General features: G+C 47.0%; 15 protein-coding genes. 7 read left to right on the top strand and 8 right to left on the bottom strand.

Features of this window, described 5'->3' with window-relative positions:
• Positions 1 to 67: 67 nt before the first annotated feature.
• Together pckA (TOLA_RS02190) and nrdD are read left to right on the top strand one after the other, a co-directional pair.
• A complete protein-coding gene (pckA, locus tag TOLA_RS02190; RefSeq protein ID WP_012728647.1) occupies positions 68 to 1675 on the top strand; it encodes a phosphoenolpyruvate carboxykinase (ATP) in 1608 nt (535 codons plus the stop codon).
• 333 nt (positions 1676 to 2008) lie between these two features.
• Entirely contained in the window at positions 2009 to 4132 is a 2124-nt protein-coding gene (gene nrdD / locus TOLA_RS02185) for an anaerobic ribonucleoside-triphosphate reductase (RefSeq protein ID WP_012728646.1), read from the top strand.
• Between the two features lie 53 nt (positions 4133 to 4185).
• On the opposite strand, the gene TOLA_RS02180 is transcribed toward nrdD, so the two are convergent.
• From TOLA_RS02180 to ttdA, 5 genes are all read right to left on the bottom strand, one after another.
• Complete coding sequence (locus TOLA_RS02180) at positions 4186 to 4590, bottom strand: hypothetical protein (protein ID WP_012728645.1); 405 nt, start codon at positions 4588 to 4590, stop codon at positions 4186 to 4188.
• Positions 4591 to 4661: 71 nt separating this feature from the next.
• Positions 4662 to 6284, bottom strand: coding sequence for a phosphoenolpyruvate carboxykinase (ATP) (gene pckA / locus TOLA_RS02175; protein ID WP_012728644.1), 1623 nt, complete (start codon positions 6282 to 6284; stop codon positions 4662 to 4664).
• 259 nt (positions 6285 to 6543) lie between these two features.
• On the bottom strand, positions 6544 to 7287 hold the full coding sequence (locus TOLA_RS02170) for a fumarylacetoacetate hydrolase family protein (protein ID WP_281054817.1): 744 nt from the start codon (positions 7285 to 7287) through the stop codon (positions 6544 to 6546).
• Between the two features lie 350 nt (positions 7288 to 7637).
• Positions 7638 to 8246 carry a L(+)-tartrate dehydratase subunit beta gene (ttdB, locus tag TOLA_RS02165; RefSeq protein WP_012728642.1) on the bottom strand — a complete coding sequence of 203 codons (609 nt, stop codon included), beginning with the start codon at positions 8244 to 8246 and terminating at the stop codon, positions 7638 to 7640.
• Positions 8243 to 9142, bottom strand: coding sequence for a L(+)-tartrate dehydratase subunit alpha (ttdA, locus tag TOLA_RS02160; RefSeq protein ID WP_012728641.1), 900 nt, complete (start codon positions 9140 to 9142; stop codon positions 8243 to 8245). The genes ttdB and ttdA overlap by 4 nt, the downstream gene beginning before the upstream one ends.
• Positions 9143 to 9617: 475 nt before the next feature.
• Here ttdA and TOLA_RS02155 point away from each other — a divergent pair, with 475 nt between their 5' ends.
• Positions 9618 to 10547 carry a LysR family transcriptional regulator gene (locus TOLA_RS02155; RefSeq protein ID WP_012728640.1) on the top strand — a complete coding sequence of 310 codons (930 nt, stop codon included), beginning with the start codon at positions 9618 to 9620 and terminating at the stop codon, positions 10545 to 10547.
• Positions 10548 to 10641: 94 nt separating this feature from the next.
• Here the strand turns inward: TOLA_RS02155 and TOLA_RS02150 are convergent, their stop codons facing one another.
• Positions 10642 to 11982 (bottom strand): MFS transporter, encoded by a 1341-nt coding sequence (locus tag TOLA_RS02150; protein WP_012728639.1) that lies wholly within the window; start codon positions 11980 to 11982, stop codon positions 10642 to 10644.
• A 504-nt stretch (positions 11983 to 12486) separates the two neighbouring features.
• Between TOLA_RS02150 and TOLA_RS02145 the strand changes: the two genes are divergently transcribed.
• The gene (locus TOLA_RS02145) at positions 12487 to 13152 is read left to right on the top strand and encodes a hypothetical protein (protein WP_012728638.1); all 666 of its coding nucleotides are present in this window, start codon (positions 12487 to 12489) and stop codon (positions 13150 to 13152) included.
• Here TOLA_RS02145 and TOLA_RS02140 read toward each other — a convergent pair whose 3' ends face one another.
• The gene (locus TOLA_RS02140) at positions 13153 to 14487 is read right to left on the bottom strand and encodes a CHASE domain-containing protein (protein ID WP_041609447.1); all 1335 of its coding nucleotides are present in this window, start codon (positions 14485 to 14487) and stop codon (positions 13153 to 13155) included.
• 200 nt (positions 14488 to 14687) lie between these two features.
• Here TOLA_RS02140 and TOLA_RS02135 point away from each other — a divergent pair, with 200 nt between their 5' ends.
• Both TOLA_RS02135 and pfkB read left to right on the top strand, forming a co-directional pair.
• Positions 14688 to 15023 (top strand): TFIIB-type zinc ribbon-containing protein, encoded by a 336-nt coding sequence (locus tag TOLA_RS02135; protein WP_012728636.1) that lies wholly within the window; start codon positions 14688 to 14690, stop codon positions 15021 to 15023.
• 27 nt (positions 15024 to 15050) lie between these two features.
• A complete protein-coding gene (gene pfkB / locus TOLA_RS02130) occupies positions 15051 to 15983 on the top strand; it encodes a 6-phosphofructokinase II (protein WP_012728635.1) in 933 nt (310 codons plus the stop codon).
• 43 nt (positions 15984 to 16026) lie between these two features.
• On the opposite strand, the gene TOLA_RS02125 is transcribed toward pfkB, so the two are convergent.
• Positions 16027 to 17379 carry a (Fe-S)-binding protein gene (locus TOLA_RS02125; RefSeq protein WP_012728634.1) on the bottom strand — a complete coding sequence of 451 codons (1353 nt, stop codon included), beginning with the start codon at positions 17377 to 17379 and terminating at the stop codon, positions 16027 to 16029.
• Between the two features lie 186 nt (positions 17380 to 17565).
• On the opposite strand from TOLA_RS02125, the gene TOLA_RS02120 reads away from it, so the two are divergent.
• The gene (locus tag TOLA_RS02120) at positions 17566 to 17847 is read left to right on the top strand and encodes an HlyU family transcriptional regulator (protein WP_012728633.1); all 282 of its coding nucleotides are present in this window, start codon (positions 17566 to 17568) and stop codon (positions 17845 to 17847) included.
• Positions 17848 to 17868: the final 21 nt, after the last annotated feature.

The following is a 17868-nucleotide window of genomic DNA, read 5'->3' as shown; positions in this document are numbered from 1 at the left end:
GGCAGAAGTCCCTAAACTGAATCCAGTGATACTGACTCCCCTACTGGTCACGCACAGGAGCAAAATTATGACGACTGCTGGTTTAGACCTGGAACGCTACGGTATTTGTAACGTAAAAGAAATTATCCGTAATCCATCATACGATCAGTTATATGAAGAAGAGCTGAATCCCAATCTGGTTGGCTATGAACGTGGTGTCGTGACCAAACTGGGTGCAGTAAAAGTGGATACCGGTGTATTTACCGGGCGTTCACCAAAAGACAAATACATTGTCATGGATGATATGACCCGCGACACCGTCTGGTGGTCAGAAGGCGGTAAGAATGACAATAAACCAATCACGCCGGTTATCTGGTCTGAACTGAAAAAACTGGTAGCAGAAGAGCTTTCCGGCAAACGGCTATTTGTGATTGATGGTTTCTGCGGCGCTAACCCCGACAGCCGTCTCAGTGTACGAATTATTACTGAGGTTGCCTGGCAGGCGCATTTTGCCAAGAATATGTTTATTCGCCCCAGTGAAGCGGAATTAGTCAATTTTGAGCCGGATTTTGTTGTTCTGAATGGTGCTGAAACTGTTAATCCGAACTGGAAAGAACAGGGCCTGAATTCAGAAAACTTCGTTGCCTTTAACTTAACCGAGAAAATGCAGGTTATCGGCGGCACCTGGTATGGCGGCGAGATGAAAAAAGGGTTGTTCTCGGTGATGAACTACCTGCTGCCGCTGAAGGGTATTGCATCCATGCACTGCTCTGCGAACGTCGGGAAAGACGGCGATGTGGCGATCTTCTTCGGCCTGTCAGGCACCGGGAAAACCACACTGTCGGCTGATCCGAAACGTCTGCTGATCGGTGATGATGAACATGGCTGGGATGATGACGGTGTCTTCAACTTTGAGGGCGGTTGTTACGCCAAGACCATCAAACTGAGCAAAGAGGCAGAGCCGGATATCTATAACGCGATCCGCCGCGATGCATTGCTGGAAAACGTGATTGTCGATGCGGAAGGTAACGTCGATTTTGATGATGGTTCACTGACTGAGAATACCCGTGTTTCTTATCCGATTTACCACATCGAGAATATTGTAAAACCGGTCTCGAAAGCTGGTCCGGCGAAAAAAGTGATCTTCCTGACCGCAGATGCCTTCGGCGTACTGCCGCCGGTATCGAAACTGACGCACGATCAGACCCAATATCACTTCCTGGCGGGTTTTACCGCCAAGCTGGCAGGCACCGAACGAGGTGTGACAGAACCAACGCCGACCTTCTCGGCCTGCTTCGGCAAGGCATTCCTGTCATTGCATCCGACACAATATAGCGAGGTGTTGGTCAAACGGATGGAAGCTGCAGGTGCCGACTGCTATCTGGTAAATACCGGCTGGAATGGTACCGGGAAACGTATCTCCATCCATGATACCCGAGCCATCATTGATGCGATTCTGGATGGCTCGATCGATAAGGCCCCCATGAAAACACTGCCAATCTTTAATCTGGCGATGCCGATCGATTTGCCGGGGGTGAATCCGCAGATCCTCGATCCTCGTGACACGTATGCGGATCCGGCGGAATGGCAACGCAAAGCGGAAGATCTGGCGCAACGTTTCATCAAAAACTTTGCGCAGTACACCGATAATGAACAAGGTAAACGGCTGATCGCGGCGGGTCCGCAATTACCCTGATCAACTATCCGGCTAAAGTAACAATTATTGTGCATCATAGAGAAGAGCCACATTGCGTGGCTCTTTTTTTGAGTATAATTTGCTGCTTTTTCTGCAGCCCTTATGCAGCAAGGGCTGCAGAATTATCAAGTATTTCCGTCACAGAAAATCACTTTTTTTTACCTGCTGCCGCGTTATCCAAATCTTCCAATTCCCTGTTTTAGATCAAAAAACCACTAACTATGTTCCTGCATAAAATCGCAATATATAGTTAAATCCACCGCAAGATGAACTATATATAGTATTACCACCACAACGACACACAATGTCGGATTAGCACGAGGGCTATAAAAAATGCAAGCAAAACCGCTGGTAATCAAACGCGACGGATGCCGCGTATCGTTTGATGGCTCACGCATATGGCAGGCAGTTGCAAAAGCTGCTGAAGCTGTAAACGTAAGAGACGACGCGTATTGCGCCTCAGTAGCTGGTCAGATCGCTTCCCTGTTAGCAGGACGCGATGAAGTCGATATCAGTGAGGTACAAACACTGGTCGAAAACCTGTTGATGGAAGGTCCGCACAAGAAGCTTGCGCGTGCTTACATCGAATATCGTCACGACCGTGATTTAGCGCGTGAAAAACAGGGACGTCTGAATAAAGAGATCCAGGGATTGATCCAGCAGACCAATGCCGAACTGCTGAATGAAAATGCCAACAAAGACAGCAAGGTGATCCCGACCCAGCGTGACTTGCTGGCCGGTATTGTGGCGAAACACTACGCCAAACAATATCTGTTACCCCGCGATGTTGTGCAGGCACATGAAAAAGGCGAAATCCATTTCCACGATCTGGATTATTCTCCTTTCTTCCCGATGTTCAACTGCATGCTGATCGATATCGAAGGTATGCTGACACACGGCTTCAAGATGGGTAACGCCGAGATTGATACACCAAAATCTATCTCTACCGCGACCGCCGTCAGCGCGCAGATCATCGCGCAGGTAGCCAGTCATATCTACGGTGGCACCACGATCAACCGCATTGATGAAGTGCTGGCCCCTTATGTGACCAAAAGCTACGAGAAACACCGTAAGGTTGCGGAAGAGTGGCAGATCCCGGATGTGGAAGCCTATGCGCATGCACGTACTGAAAAAGAGTGCTATGACGCCTTCCAGTCACTGGAATATGAAGTAAACACGCTGCATACCGCGAATGGCCAGACACCGTTTGTGACGTTCGGTTTTGGTCTGGGTGAGAGCTGGGAATCCCGCCTGATCCAGAAGTCGATCCTGCAGAACCGTATTTCCGGTTTGGGTAAAAACCACAAGACCGCGGTATTCCCGAAACTGGTATTCGCGATCCGTGATGGCCTGAATCACAAGAAAACCGATCCAAACTACGATATCAAGCAACTGGCGCTGGAATGTGCCACCAAGCGCATGTATCCGGACATTCTGAACTACGATCAGGTTGTGAAGGTAACCGGTTCATTCAAGACACCAATGGGCTGCCGCAGCTTCCTGGGTGTTTATGAAGAAGATGGTAAACAGTATCACGAAGGCCGTAATAACCTGGGTGTGGTCAGTCTGAACCTGCCGCGTATTGCACTGGAAGCCCGCGACGAAGCACACTTCCATGACCTGCTCGACAGTCGCCTGCGTCTGTGCAAGAAAGCCCTGATGGCGCGTATTGAACGCCTGAATGGTGTGAAAGCACGTGTCGCACCAATCCTGTATATGGAAGGGGCTTGTGGCGTTCGTCTGAAAGCAGATGATGATGTTTCTCAGATCTTTAAAAATGGCCGTGCCTCTATTTCACTGGGCTATATCGGCGTGCATGAAACCATCAACGCACTGTATGGCGATAAAGTGCATGTATTCGATGATGAAGTGCTGCGTCAGAAAGCGATTGGGATCGTACAGAAACTGCGTGATGCCGTGGATGCGTGGAAAGAAGAAACCGGCTACGGCTTCAGTCTCTACAGCACGCCAAGTGAAAACCTGTGCAGCCGTTTTTGTAATCTGGACACCAAAGAATTCGGTCTGGTTGATGGTGTGACGGAGAAAGGTTATTACACCAACAGCTTCCACCTGGATGTTGAGAAGAAGGTCGATCCTTACGCCAAACTCGACTTCGAGATGGCTTATCCGGCCATCGCGAACGGTGGTTTTATCTGTTACGGCGAATATCCGAACCTTCAGCATAATCCGGAAGCGCTGGAAAACGTCTGGGATTACAGCTACTCGCGGGTGCCCTACTACGGCACTAACACACCAATTGATGAATGCTATGAATGTGGCTTCACCGGCGAATTCAATTGTACCAGTAAAGGCTTTGCCTGCCCGAAATGCGGCAATCACGATTCGAACAAGGTGTCTGTGATCCGCCGTGTTTGTGGTTACCTCGGCAGCCCTGATTCCCGCCCGTTCAACGCGGGTAAACAGGAAGAAGTGAAACGCCGGGTAAAACATATCTGAGTGAGCTGAACCCTGCTAACGAAACCGCCGGATGGGAAACCTCCGGCGGTTTTTTATTTAGATGCATACCATAGTTCATTAATATGTCTTTTGGCTTCGCTTATAAACAGCAATTTTTCCTGTTCCGAACAGATATCATCAGGATCTGGTAAGTTTGGAAATAATTCATAAAGGACATATTCCGAAGTATATTCCGATATAAAAGGCAGCGCTTTTGTATTCTTGAAATGCAGAGTAGTCAGCTCGTCGGGAGCATCTTCCATGACGTAACAACCTTCCTCCCCTGAAGTAGAAAATAGCTTTCCGCCCTCAAAGAAAATAGTTATCCACTCCGGGTCATCTTTATCGGATGAGATTGTATATACGCTAAGATAGTTATCACTTTCAGAGAACTTTATCCCGGTAAAAGAGGCTCCTGGATTGCTAGAAATACAAGAAATCACATCCTCATAATTCATTATGAATTTCTCCAATCAGCGTCTGAAGCGAATGACAATCAAAGTGAATAACTATCAAAATTAACGGCCTATTAACCTAACTTTGGTCCTGCTTTTACCAACTCAGCACCAGCTGGTGTATCAGTATATTGCTCGAAGTTATTAATAAACCGGGTTGCCAAATCTTCTGCTTTCTCTTTCCAGACAGAATTATCAGCATATGTATTACGCGGGTCGAGGATATGGTTATTTATCCCGGATAACGCGACCGGCACTTCCAGATTGAAGATCGGTAAAGTGTGTGTCTCCGCTTTGGCAAGAGAACCGTCCAGAATCGCATTGATGATGGTTCGGGTATCCTTGATAGAAATGCGCTTGCCGGTGCCATTCCAGCCCGTATTTACAAGGTAGGCCTCTGCATTAACTGCTTCCATTCGTTTTATCAGTACCTCAGCATATTGCGTCGGGTGCAGAGTCAAAAATGCAGCCCCAAAACAGGCAGAAAACGTTGGAGTTGGTTCAGTTACGCCCCGCTCTGTACCTGCCAGCTTGGCGGTAAAACCAGAAAGGAAATGATACTTGGTCTGTTCTGCCGTTAAACGGGATACCGGCGGCAATACACCAAAAGCATCAGCAGTCAGGAAGATCACCTTTTTCGCCGGACCAGCTTTCGAGACCGGTTTTACAATATTCTCGATGTGATAAATCGGGTAAGAAACACGGGTATTTTCCGTTTTACTGCCATCGTCGAAATCGACCTGACCATGAGCGTCGACAGCGACATTCTCAAGCAGCGCATTGCGACAAATAGCGTTATAAATTTCGGGTTCAGCCTGCTTTGAAAGTTTAATTGTTTTGGCATAACAACCACCCTCAAAGTTGAAGACACCGTCATCATCCCAGCCATGTTCATCATCGCCAATCAGTTGACGTTTCGGATCGGTAGACAGCGTTGTTTTGCCCGTACCTGACAAACCGAAAAAGACAGCAACATCACCAGCAGCGCCGACATTTGCAGAGCAATGCATGGATGCAATATCTTTCAGCGGCAGCAGATAGTTCATCACCGAGAACAGGCCTTTTTTCATTTCTCCGCCATACCAGGTGCCGCCAATTAACTGCATTTTCTCGGTTAAGTTGAAGGCAACGAAGTTTTCAGAATTTAACCCCTGCTCCTGCCAATCAGGATTTGAGCATTTAGCACCGTTCATCACGATGAAATCAGGTTCGAAAGTAGCCAGACTTTTTTCATCAGGACGAATAAACATGTTTTTTACAAAATGGGCCTGCCAGGCGACTTCGGTAATAAAACGGACGCTTAAACGAGTTTCAGGATTTGCACCACACCAGGCATCAACCACAAATAAGCGTTTGCCGGAAAGCTGTTTCGTAACGAGAGACTTAAAGTGCCCCCAGGTTTCCTGGGATATCGGGTGGTTATCATTTTTACCTTTCCCCTGGTCACTCCACCACAACGTGTCACGCGTTAAATCATCGCGGACAATGTATTTATCTTTAGGCGAACGTCCTGTAAAAACTCCCGTATCAACCGCGATAGCGCCAGATTGCGTGACCACACCTCGTTCATATTCATCCAGACCTGGTTTTGTTTCTTCGCGTAATAACGTGTCAAAATCAGGGTTGTAAATAATCTCAGCAACATCAGTAATGCCAAGGTCACGAATATGTTTTTTAACCGATTCACTATAGGACATTTAAAAACACCCACCTAATAATCTGTGTATGAATGCGTCTATATAAAGACATTGTTTGTTATTAATAAATGAAGTCACGTTCAATCTGAATGAAACGTTTGATGTGTTTGTTTCTGGTTGTATGTTACTGAAAGCTTCATTTATACACACGAAGAGTTTATAAATTAAAATTTATTATTTTATTTAAAACTTATTTAATTACATTTGTATGGTGTTAATAAAAATAAAACTTTAAAAACCATACCGGTCAATCTCCCCATTAAACTGGGGAGACATTCATCTGTGCGCTGGTATTACGATTCTGGACTATCGGATTACTCAATCGACCAATGCCACTGATTTCAACTTCAATCAGATCGCCACTTTTCATAAACAGAGGCGGATTACGCTTTTTACCAACCCCGCCCGGTGAGCCGGTAATAATCACATCACCTGGTGATAATGGGCTGAATGCTGAAATATAGGCGATCAATTCCGGTACTGAACGTACCATATTCGCGGTATTGTCACTCTGAACCTGTTGACCATTCAAATACGTATGGATTGATAACTGCTGCGGATCTTCGATCTCATCCGTAGTAACCAGCCATGGACCGAAACCGCCGGTATTCAGCCAGTTTTTACCCGAAGTAAACCAGGAATACTGCATATCACGGACAGAACCATCCATGAAGCAGCTATACCCGGCAACATATGATAAGGCATTTTCCTTACTCACATTCATGGCTGGTTTACCAATAATGACAGCCAGCTCACCTTCATAATCAAATTCGTTTGTACTGGATGGCTTCACCAGTGGACAATCATGACCCGTTAATGTGTCGGCAAAACGAATAAACAATGTGGGCGCATTAATTGTTTCATTAAATTCATTGCGCTTTTCGAGATAATTCATGCCAACACAAATTATTTTATTCGGTCTGTCTATAACAGGTAAAAATGTTACATCATCAACCTTATAATCTGTAGGGAATGAGGAATAACGATTGATCTCTGATAGCATTCCCGCATTTAAAACTGATTTTAGATCAGAGTGTTTGGGTCCCATATGTCGCCCAAGATCAATGATCCCATGCTTATCAACTAAACCAAAACTCTTTCTATGGAATTCCGGGTGAATATAACTAGCCAACTTCATAGTATCAACTCCAAAACTATTTATAACCAGCTTTACGACTATCAAAACGAAAAGCACCATTAATCTTATTTAGCAGAAAACTTTACATCCAGCTTTCGGTTGGGCACACAAACAAACGAATAAAACGCTCTGTTAAATACACTACGTTACGGGTGAATCTGAATTTTTAACCCTTTAACATGGCCACCTATTTTATATAAGTGACCATGCCGGTTTTACTTGATGAAACGAACCTGTTTGTTTATTTCTTCAATGATTGGCAATTTAGCTTCATTGAAGAAAACTTTATTTTGCTCAAACAGATTTTTACCTTTGGTATCAATCGAAATGATTAACGGACCAAATTCTTTTACCCGGTTTACCCACAATGTTTCAGGCATACCAAGATCACGCCACTGTGCATCTTCGATTTCTTCCACCTGAGTTGCAGCCAATACAGCACAACCACCAGGGAATACAGCATGAACAGCTTTATGCTCTTTACAGCCGGCTTCGGTATTCGGCCCCATACCGCCTTTACCAACAATCAGTTTCACGCCAGTCTGTTCGATGAACTCTTTTTCGAACTTTTCCATACGCATACTGGTTGTCGGGCCGATGGAAATCATTTGGAATGAACCATCTTCCTGTTCAACAACAATTGGACCCGCATGGAAAATCGCCATGCCTTTCAGGTCAACCGGTAGTTCACGACCCAGTTCGATTAAACGTCTGTGCGCTACATCGCGGCAAGTAACTAAAGTACCGTTCAAATAAACTACATCGCCAATATTCAGAGATTCCAGATCTTCATCTTTGATTGGTGTTGTCAGAATTTTTTTCACAGCTCGGCTCCTTTGTGCGAAATGATTTCATAAGAGAGATCTGGTGCAAATTTGATAGTGCCGCGACGATGAGCCCAGCATCCTGTAGATACAGCTACACCGATGGTTGATGGATGGCGGGCTGACGATTCGATGTTGACCCCCATAACTGTTGAATTGCCTGACAGACCCTGTGGACCCAGACCAACAGCGTTCAGGCCATCTTCCAGTAAGGTTTCCATTTTGGCGGCATCATCATTTGGATGACGGGAATCCACCGGACGCAAAATGGCTTTTTTAGACAGACGTGCAGCGGTTTCAACGGATGTAGAAACACCAACGCCAACCAACAAAGGAGGACAAGCGTTTACACCGTAAGAGGTAATAACGTCAAAAACAAACTGGTTGACGCCTTCATAACCCTGGCCTGGCATCAATACCTTGGCTGCACCAGGTAAAGAACAACCACCACCGGCCATATAGACTTCAATGGTACAGTTTTCATCATCAGGAATAATTTCCCAATCCAGCCATGGGATCCGGGAACCGGTATTGGTACCAGTATTTACCTCAATAAAGGTTTCAACCGCGTTATGGCGCAGCGGCGATTTTTTGGTCGCACCCAGAGTGGCATTTTTCAGAATGCTTTCCAGCTCGCCAAGATATGGAAACTTGGCACCAGCTGTAATGAAGTACTGAATAACACCAGTATCCTGACAACATGGACGATCTAATTCGTCAGCAGCATCCAGATTCTGGAACATTGAGTCATAAACTACTTTTGCTAACGGTTTGGTTTCTTTAGCCCGTAGTTCAGTCAGCTTTTCTTTGACATCCGTAGGTAAATGTTTTCCAACATACCCGGTAAATTTGGTCATGACATCAGTTAGCGATTGTACTGCTACTTCTTTATTCACTCGAACCTCCTCTGCGCATTACACAATCGGAAAGATTTGTTTTGGTAAATCGGATCCAGAATTTTTGCTTCTGAATAATCGATGTAAGGAGTATATCCGGCTTGTCATTAATTAAAGTTCACCAGAACTTAATGAATATTTTCTTAAAAGTTATTAATGGGAAAAATGAAAATATTGTGGAACAACAAATGAGATCACGGTCACACTCATAGCAGTTGATTTTTATTTAATAAGGCTTTTGATGAATCCTGATATTTATGTTTTTCAAGCTCTGATAAATAAAATTTAAATATTTCCATTATGTTTTCTGTTGCGATTTAACATTCAAATACTTTCTGGTGTTTTTTTATGCAGTTTATTACAAGCATGCACAGATTAGATCGACTTAATACATGATATGATCACATTTCGGCTATTTGAAAGACGATATAATGACCATATAAATGGTATATCAACGGCAAGCGGGAACCCGATCATGTGTGCCACATCAGAACTAGAGTTTTTTTCAATCCTGATCAACGCCGGGAGTCTTTCTGCTGCTGCCGGAGAACTTAATTTAACACCGCCGGCTGTTAGTAAAAGGCTGGCACAGCTGGAAGCCCGTCTTGGGGTTCGCTTACTTAACCGCAGTACCCGTCATTTTAATATCACACCGGAAGGTGAGATTTACCTGAACAGATGTCGCCAGATCATTCAGGATATCAATGCGATGGAACAAGAAGTCTTAAGTTTGCGCGCCAAGCCCAAAGGTCTGTTGCGGATCAATACAACACCAGGTTTTGGTCGTAACTATATAGCGAGAGCAATATCTGCTTTTCTGAAACAGTATCCTGAGATGGAAGTTCAATTAACCTTGGACAGCAATCAGCCTGATCCTACGAGTGGTGATTTTGATATTGGTGTCCGCTTCGGGTTGCCTCCGGATTCCAATATAGTTGCACGCAAGATCATGACTAACCGACGATTTGTTTGCGCCTCGCCACTCTATTTGCGTAACAATCCACAGCCATTAGTTCCTGCTGATTTGGCCAAACATAACTGTATCGTATTAAAACAGGATGAATCTGCCAGTGGGATCTGGCGTTTTAAACGCGGCGACTCTTCCGAAACAGTTAAAGTCCGCGGCACGTTAAGCAGTAATGATGGCGAAGTTGTTGCCAATTGGGCGCTGGAAGGTCATGGGATATTGATCCGTGCTGAATGGGATGTAAATAAATACCTTCAGAGCGGTAGACTGGTTCGGTTGCTGGAAGATTATGAATTACCCGCCGCAGATATTTATGTCGTATATCCGGAGCGCCATTATCTCTCGGCAAAAGTACGTGTATTTATTGATTTTCTAGCCAATAACTTCTCTGAAATAACCCTTTCACATTCCAGTGTTGCTGCTGTAAAAGGGAAATAAACAACAAACTATAGTCAACCTTATATTTTTATATCTTTCTTAATAGAAAACGCCACCATACAACATGGTGGCGTTTTTTGTTTTTATGGCGTAATTATTTCTTGAGTTCTATACGGGAGATTTTACCCACTAGGAAAACATAACTGAATATTGCCATGAATGCAGCTACACCGACGTAGATCAAGGCACCGTTAAATGATCCTGTCGTTTTAACGATATATCCAATTACAATCGGGGTTACAATACCGGCAATATTGCCTGCCATGTTGCTTAATCCGCCACACAGACCAACAATTTCACGCGGCGCAATGTCACCCACTACAGCCCAGCCCAAAGCACCAAGTCCTTTACCAAAGAAGGCCAGTGATAAAAAGAAAACAATCATCTCTAATGAATCGACAAAAACACAGCCAATAATAGACATGGCTAATGCCATACCAAGGATGATTGGCGCTTTACGGGCGAATGTCAGGGAGAATTTCTTTCTTAACAAGAAGTCGGAGAATAAACCACCCAGGATACCACCAAGACATCCGCTGATAGCAGGAATGGTTGCGATCAGACCTACAGACGTTAATGACAGCCCCCGGCCCTGAGCCAAATAAATCGGGAACCAGGTTGTAAAAAACCAGACTAATGTAACAATACAAAACTGACCAATAAGTACACCAACCATTAAACGATTATTAAGTAATTGCTTAATATGACTGAAAGAAGATTCTTTTTTGGTGTTATCACCTACCTTGGTAGTGTAATTATCAACCAGAGCACCACCGGCTTTAATATACTCGAACTCTTCAGAAGAAATACGAGGGTGATCTTTAGGGTTATACAAAATAAAAGGCATTACCACTGCCAGAGCAATACCGAGTACACCCATCGCCCAATAAACTGACTGCCAGCCAAATTTATTAGTTAACCATCCCATGAGAGGTAAAAATATCACTAAAGCAAAATATTGTGCGGTAGTGAAAATAGCTGTAGCAGTACCACGTTCATGCGTTGGGAACCAGGAGGCAACAATCCGCGCATTAGCCGGGAAAGCGGGCGATTCACAGATTGAAAGCATAAACACCAGGGCAAAGATAGTGACAACGGCCGCAGCCCCAAGATAACCTGCAAAACCAAGTAATAAGGTACATAACGACCAGGAAAACAAACTACCGATATATACTTTGCGAGCGCCAAATCGATCAAGCAGCCATCCACCTGGTAACTGACCAAGTACATATGCCCAACCGAATGTTGACATCAGGTAACCCAGATTAACCAGATCCAGATTCAACGATTTCATCATTGCCGGACCGGCGATAGAGAATATAGCGCGATCAGCGTAATTAATTGCACCAACAACAAACAACAGGGCAATTATAATATACCTGATATTAGTCCTTTTTCGTGTTTCCACAGATTCAATAGCTACTTCAGCTTCCATAACCTTCCCCACTTGTTGTATTTGGCGTTAAAAATATTCTTCTTAATCCGGAGACTGTTTTATAAAATCCCCATTCGAGACTTTATTTTTTTATATCAGTAACCTTGGTGAAGATTATAAGGGGAGGTTTTTTAATCTAAACTCACTTACAAGCACTCATTAATTTCCTAAAAGTTAACTATAAATGTGATCTGACTCTTATTATGAAAAACTAAAAGATGCATATGCCGGCAGTGTTTAATTAACTTTTTATTAACAGTAGTTGTGATTAAGATCGCACAATCAAATAAAATTAAAGATTATTTAAACATATCACATTTAATAATCGATTTATAACAAATGTGGTTTGATAACAAATTCAGCGGATTATTTAAATCAGGCCAATGTTAACCAATAAAAGAGTCTGTCAGCTATCTGCGCATTGATGCGGATCAACCCGGCTTTAGATGTTTGTTCAACATTACGATATCATGCCGGTAATTTCTGTTCCTGTAGTAGATTCACATGAAGATCAAGCCGTTTACAAGCCTTACCCGCGCAGACTTAACCCCGATGCAATATTTTTATAACCATATGAAGTTATTGGTGCTTTTTTGTGGATTGGCTTTATATGGCTGTAGTCGCTTCGAATCGGATCAGGCCAGGGGCCATGCTCAGCAGGCATTGAAACAACTGGCATCTTCCGCGCAGAAATGTGCAAAAGATCGTGCGTGTGATTGTGAACAGGCAGCCGCTGAGGCATCCGCAAAAAAAGTATCGCCGTCTGGTCTGGTGGCTAAACTGGACGACACCTTATCGCAAACAAAAGAATTCAAAAGCTGGCCATTAAGCGGCACGGGGCGTTGTCAGCGTCAGCTCCCCTACCATTTTACGGTCATCTCGGTATCACCCCTTCTGGTGATTGGCACGCCGGTTAAATCTTTAGCGGATGCTAACTGCTCCGCCAGTGATTCCCCGCTCACCTGTTTGCGTTCGAAACGGTTTGCGGGCAATTACGAAATAGCCAATAAATTTACTCACACCCCCGGCTTGGTCTGGTTTTCACCGGAACATGGCCCCCGGTTATTCGATGTTCCTCAGCATGCAAAAAGCATGTATCTGCTGATCAACGGCAAATCGCTCAGACTTAAACGCAAGGGAAACCAGTGGATGTTTAGCCGTAAGCAGTAGCTATCTGAAGCGGGTGATATCGAACATCACCCCTTCCAGCCACAGCGGTGTGCCGGCATCATCATAAATAATACGGCCCCGCAGGTTGCCCCACAGGATCCGGTCATCCTCTCTTTTGATCCGCAGCGTAATATCAAACGCGGCCGGTCTGGTTTGTGCTTCGGTAACCGCAGCCGTAAAGCGGGCCTGATCATCCGGATGGATCACCCGATCCAGGGACAACTCTTTCATCAGGAAACGTTCCTGCGGTATACCGGTCAGCGCTTCAATGCCATGCCCGATATATTGAACCTGCCATGGGAATTCCGGTTTGACACGAAATACCGCGCCTGAAAGATGTTCTTCCAGCCGGTTAAAATTCTCGTCACTCAGCTCAAGTCTGACCGTAAGTTCACGTATCGTGTGCAGACGGTTGGTATTGATAAACAGCACAAAAAACAAGATCAGATCCAGTGCCATGCCGCCGAAGCGGATGATCAAAGGTAACCGGCTGACGGTGCTTGCCTCAAATTCAGGACTGCTGCGGAATTGAAGCGTCCAGATATGGCCATCTACTGAGAGTTCTCTTTCCGTGGCATAGCGGGTCTCCGGCCTATCCTGTGCAGATGAATAGAGCAGATTTTCCCGGACGGGTTTACCGTCGAATAAATTAATGACCACATCACGATTAACCTGTTCCGCCAGAACACTTTGCATGAATTCTGCGGCACGGAACGGAATATAGATAAAACCGCGTAATGCCCGGCGCCGGGCAGCGACTGTATCAGCTGGTTCATGCGGATTATAGATGGCCAGATACAGCACAAAATCCGGCTGTTCTTTCGCATCGGTCGTCAGCCCGGATGTAATCCGGCGTGACAGCGTGATCTGACCGCTGTCGCGCGCCTGATCCATGGCTGAACGCAGCACGGGAGCGGAATTCAGGTTATCACCAGGTGTCCCTACCCCTGCATCACCCGGCGGTTCAATGAATACCACCTTGCTGAGTGGATCCTGAACACCGAATCCACGGGTACCGGGCAGATATCTTTCAGGTTTCAGCGCTCTGACATAGTCATGCCAGTTGGCCCGGGTGACATCATCGTCAGCGGCAAAAAGTCCGGCTGCAGCATGCAGTGCCTGAATGTAATCCTGCAGTCGGTTAACGATACTGTTTTTTTGCTTGTCCACCCGGGAGTGAAAGCGATCCAGCGACTGATTAATCAGCGTTATTTCCGTGTATTGCCATAATCCGGTTGTCACGGTCAGCATGCAAATCAGTACGAACCAGGGAAAACCTTTTCCGGAGAAACAGCTGCGGAGCCACTGTAACACAGGCGTTTTGATGCCGGACATCGTCACCCCCGTAAAATCAGCCCCCATATTTGTAAGTATAAATAAGAGTTCCGAAGGCTGTAGTCCGGAGCATGATATCTGCAGGTCAGCTGTCGCAAAGTCGGCGAAAAAAGCACTGGCAGCCCTTGTATACTTCCTCCCGTGACACCATAACTAATGACAGTACCAAGTTGTTTTCCCATATCACAGGAGAGCCAGAGATGGATTGTCCGGTCTGTAAAGGTGTCAAACTGGTAATGTCTGAGCGTCAGGGCATTGAAATTGATTATTGCCCGCAATGCCGGGGCGTCTGGCTGGATCGCGGTGAACTCGACAAGATCATCGAGCGTTCAGCACAGGCTGAACCGGTCGCTTCCTCCCCCCGTATGCAGCATCACTCTCCCGAACCATCTCATTCCCATGAAGAAAAACCCCACTGGCGTCACCATGACGATGATCGCCGGCGTTATCAGGATGATGAGCACCGTCACCGGGAAGAGAGCTACCATAAAAAACGGCGGGGCGGCTTTCTGGGTGATCTGTTTGACTTTGACTGAGATACATCAAAACCGAAGGAATATCTTATGCCTCTGATTGTGACTCTCACACTGACCCCGTCACTGGACACCGCCACCAGCACAGCCAAAGTCTACCCGGAAGGAAAATTGCGCTGCCAGGCACCGGTGTTTGAACCCGGTGGTGGCGGCATCAACGTCGCCCGTGCCATCACACACCTCGGCGGACAAGCCACAGCCCTGCTCCCCTCCGGTGGCCCAACCGGTGCCCATCTGGTTGAACTGCTGCAGCAGGAAGGCGTTACCGTGGATGCACTGCAGACCCATGACTGGACCCGGCAGAACCTGCATGTGGTCTCCGACGCCACCGGTGAACAGTTCCGCTTTGTGATGCCGGGTGCGGCATTGCATGAAGATGAATGGCAGCAATTGCTGACGAAAATAGCCCAATTACCGGCCGGAACGTTACTGGTGTTGAGCGGCAGTTTGCCGCCGAATATGACGACATCCGCCGTGACGGAACTGCTGCAGTGTGCCCGGCAACAGGGGCTGCGGACGATCGTTGACAGCTCCGGTGACGCCTTAAAAGCGGCGGTCGCTTTTGGTGGTCTGGAACTGTTAAAACCCAATCAGTCCGAACTGGCAGAACTGACCGGTCAGTCGCTGGAACAGCCTGATCAGGTGGTGAATGCGGCCCGTTCGCTGATTAGTCAGGGGGCGGCAAAACGCATTGTCGTCTCGCTGGGTCCGCAGGGTGCGCTGGCTGTGGATGCGGAACAATGCATCCAGGTAGTGCCACCGCCGGTGATTAAACGCAGCACGGTCGGTGCCGGTGACAGTATGGTCGGCGCCATGGTGCTGAAACTGGCAGAAGATGCGCCACTGGCGGATATGGTGCGCTTTGGCGTTGCCGCCGGTACGGCTGCGACCATGAATCAGGGCACCAAACTGTGCAGCAAAGATGATACCGAAAAACTGTATCAGTATCTGCAACAGCAATAATTTATCCCGGCAGCCGGACAGCATGCTGTCCGGCCTGATCCGGTTATTCCGCCAATGCCTGCCGCAGCAGCGTCGCTAAATGCAGGGTTTGCCGTCCGGCGGTAACTTTGATCTGGTGCGCACAGCCGAAGCCGTTACAGACCACCAGCGCATCCGGCGCTGCCTGCAAAGCCGGCACCAGTGATTGCTGCGCCATCTGGTGCGAGTAGTCAACGTGTTCCGCCTCCAGCCCGAAAGTGCCTGCCATGCCACAGCAGGATGATTCAATAAAGCTGAACTCCAGCCCGGGCACCGTTTTCAGTACCCGCCGTACCGATTTCATCGCACCAATCGCCTTCTGATGGCAATGACCGTGGATCAGCACGGGCTGCGTGATTTTACCGGTCTGAAACGGCAGGCAGAAACCACCCCGCGTCAGTTCGGCCGCGATGAACTCTTCAAAAAGCATCGCCTGTTTTGCCAGTGCAACCGCAGGTTGCCCTAACCCCAGCGTTTTATATTCATCCCGCAACATCAGCAGACTGGAAGGCTCCAGCCCCACGACGGAGAGACCTTGCGCGACATACGGTGACAACACCGCCAGCAGCTGTTTGGCCAGTTCACGGGTTTCCGTTGCCAGCCCGAAAGTGAGCAGGGAACGGCCACTGTCCAGTACGGTTCCCGGCTGTGAATTGGGATGGATCACATGCACTGTCAATCCCGTCATACGCAACAGATAGAGCGCATCTTCGGCCTGTTGTGGTGCGAACAGCGTGGAGAAACTGTCCAGCCAGAGCACCACGGCACGGGCTTCACCGGAAGGATGAGCCACCAGCGGAGGAAAACTGGATTCCCTGGGTGAGAAAGGTTTTCTGGCCGTTTCCGGCAACGGTACTTTCGCGGCGATGCCCAGGAATTTTTCACCGGCTTTTGCCAGCAGTGCCGATTTATTTCGCCAGCGGATCAGTGACCCCAGCACCGGATACTGATTCAGCCAGAGCGGCGAATAAGCAAACAGACGACTGCGCCATGATAATGACTCTGTTTTCAGTTTTTGCGCCAGATATTCGATCTTGATCTGCGCCATATCGACATTGTTTTCGCATTCCCGTTTGCAGCCTTTACAGGCCACACAGAGATCCATCGCCTCTGCCAACTCCTGATCGGAGGTCAATGCAGCCTCATCGCTGTTCAGTGCCCGTTTCAGCAACTGCACCCGTCCACCCGGCGATAACAGCGGATTATCTGTGATCCGGAAGCTCGGGCACATCACCCCCCGGCCATGTTGTTCGCAGACGCCGCTGCGAATACACACCGCCACGGCTTTGGCGAAATCACCACCCTGTCTGGGAATATCCGCATAGGCATCGCCCATGCCGCGGTCCTGATATTCCGACCAGTCTAATTCTGTGCGCATACATCTGTCCTGCGATCCGTTTTTTAAGACCCATCAAGAAAGGTGCCGGGATTGTTTATAGAGATAACAATAAGTTAGAGATCATCAATGCGTCACAAAGCAGACAAAGCGACAACAATCAGTGCAGCATGCCGGCTTGCAGTCGTTCTGAGTTATGGTCAGAATAGCGAAAAAAGGAGCTTTGCTATGTTCGGTAAATTATTCAAATCGTTGTTTTCCGGTTCAGAAAAAACAGCCGCAAAAGTGGAACCGGTCGAATATAAAGGTTATCTGATTTACGCCGAACCGATGGATGAAGGCAGTCAGTACCGTTTGGCCGGCCGGATCTGCAAAGAAATTAACGGCGAAGTAAAAACGCACGTGTTTATCCGCTCCGATCTGTTTCCGTCCAAAGAAGATGCCAGTCAGTGGATGGTGCGCAAAGCCGAGCTGTTTATCGATCAGAGCGGCGACAGCATGTTTCAATAATTGCCGGTTTTGCAGGCCGAT

This window comes from Tolumonas auensis DSM 9187 (assembly GCF_000023065.1).
GTDB classification, from domain to species: Bacteria; Pseudomonadota; Gammaproteobacteria; order Enterobacterales; family Aeromonadaceae; genus Tolumonas; species Tolumonas auensis.
The sequence above is the reverse complement of the archived record's forward strand: the minus strand, read 5'-3'. Positions and strand labels throughout refer to the sequence as shown.

What these genes read in the sequence shown, in the direction of transcription:
- pckA (WP_012728647.1), top strand. Translation starts at nt 68, where the DNA reads ATGACGACTGCTGGTTTAGACCTGGAACGCTACGGTATTTGTAACGTA.
- nrdD (WP_012728646.1), top strand. Translation starts at nt 2,009, where the DNA reads ATGCAAGCAAAACCGCTGGTAATCAAACGCGACGGATGCCGCGTATCG.
- TOLA_RS02180 (WP_012728645.1), bottom strand. Translation starts at nt 4,590, where the DNA reads ATGAATTATGAGGATGTGATTTCTTGTATTTCTAGCAATCCAGGAGCC.
- pckA (WP_012728644.1), bottom strand. Translation starts at nt 6,284, where the DNA reads ATGTCCTATAGTGAATCGGTTAAAAAACATATTCGTGACCTTGGCATT.
- TOLA_RS02170 (WP_281054817.1), bottom strand. Translation starts at nt 7,287, where the DNA reads ATGCTATCAGAGATCAATCGTTATTCCTCATTCCCTACAGATTATAAG.
- TOLA_RS02155 (WP_012728640.1), top strand. Translation starts at nt 9,618, where the DNA reads ATGTGTGCCACATCAGAACTAGAGTTTTTTTCAATCCTGATCAACGCC.
- TOLA_RS02150 (WP_012728639.1), bottom strand. Translation starts at nt 11,982, where the DNA reads ATGGAAGCTGAAGTAGCTATTGAATCTGTGGAAACACGAAAAAGGACT.
- TOLA_RS02145 (WP_012728638.1), top strand. Translation starts at nt 12,487, where the DNA reads ATGAAGATCAAGCCGTTTACAAGCCTTACCCGCGCAGACTTAACCCCG.
- TOLA_RS02140 (WP_041609447.1), bottom strand. Translation starts at nt 14,487, where the DNA reads ATGTCCGGCATCAAAACGCCTGTGTTACAGTGGCTCCGCAGCTGTTTC.
- TOLA_RS02135 (WP_012728636.1), top strand. Translation starts at nt 14,688, where the DNA reads ATGGATTGTCCGGTCTGTAAAGGTGTCAAACTGGTAATGTCTGAGCGT.
- pfkB (WP_012728635.1), top strand. Translation starts at nt 15,051, where the DNA reads ATGCCTCTGATTGTGACTCTCACACTGACCCCGTCACTGGACACCGCC.
- TOLA_RS02125 (WP_012728634.1), bottom strand. Translation starts at nt 17,379, where the DNA reads ATGCGCACAGAATTAGACTGGTCGGAATATCAGGACCGCGGCATGGGC.
- TOLA_RS02120 (WP_012728633.1), top strand. Translation starts at nt 17,566, where the DNA reads ATGTTCGGTAAATTATTCAAATCGTTGTTTTCCGGTTCAGAAAAAACA.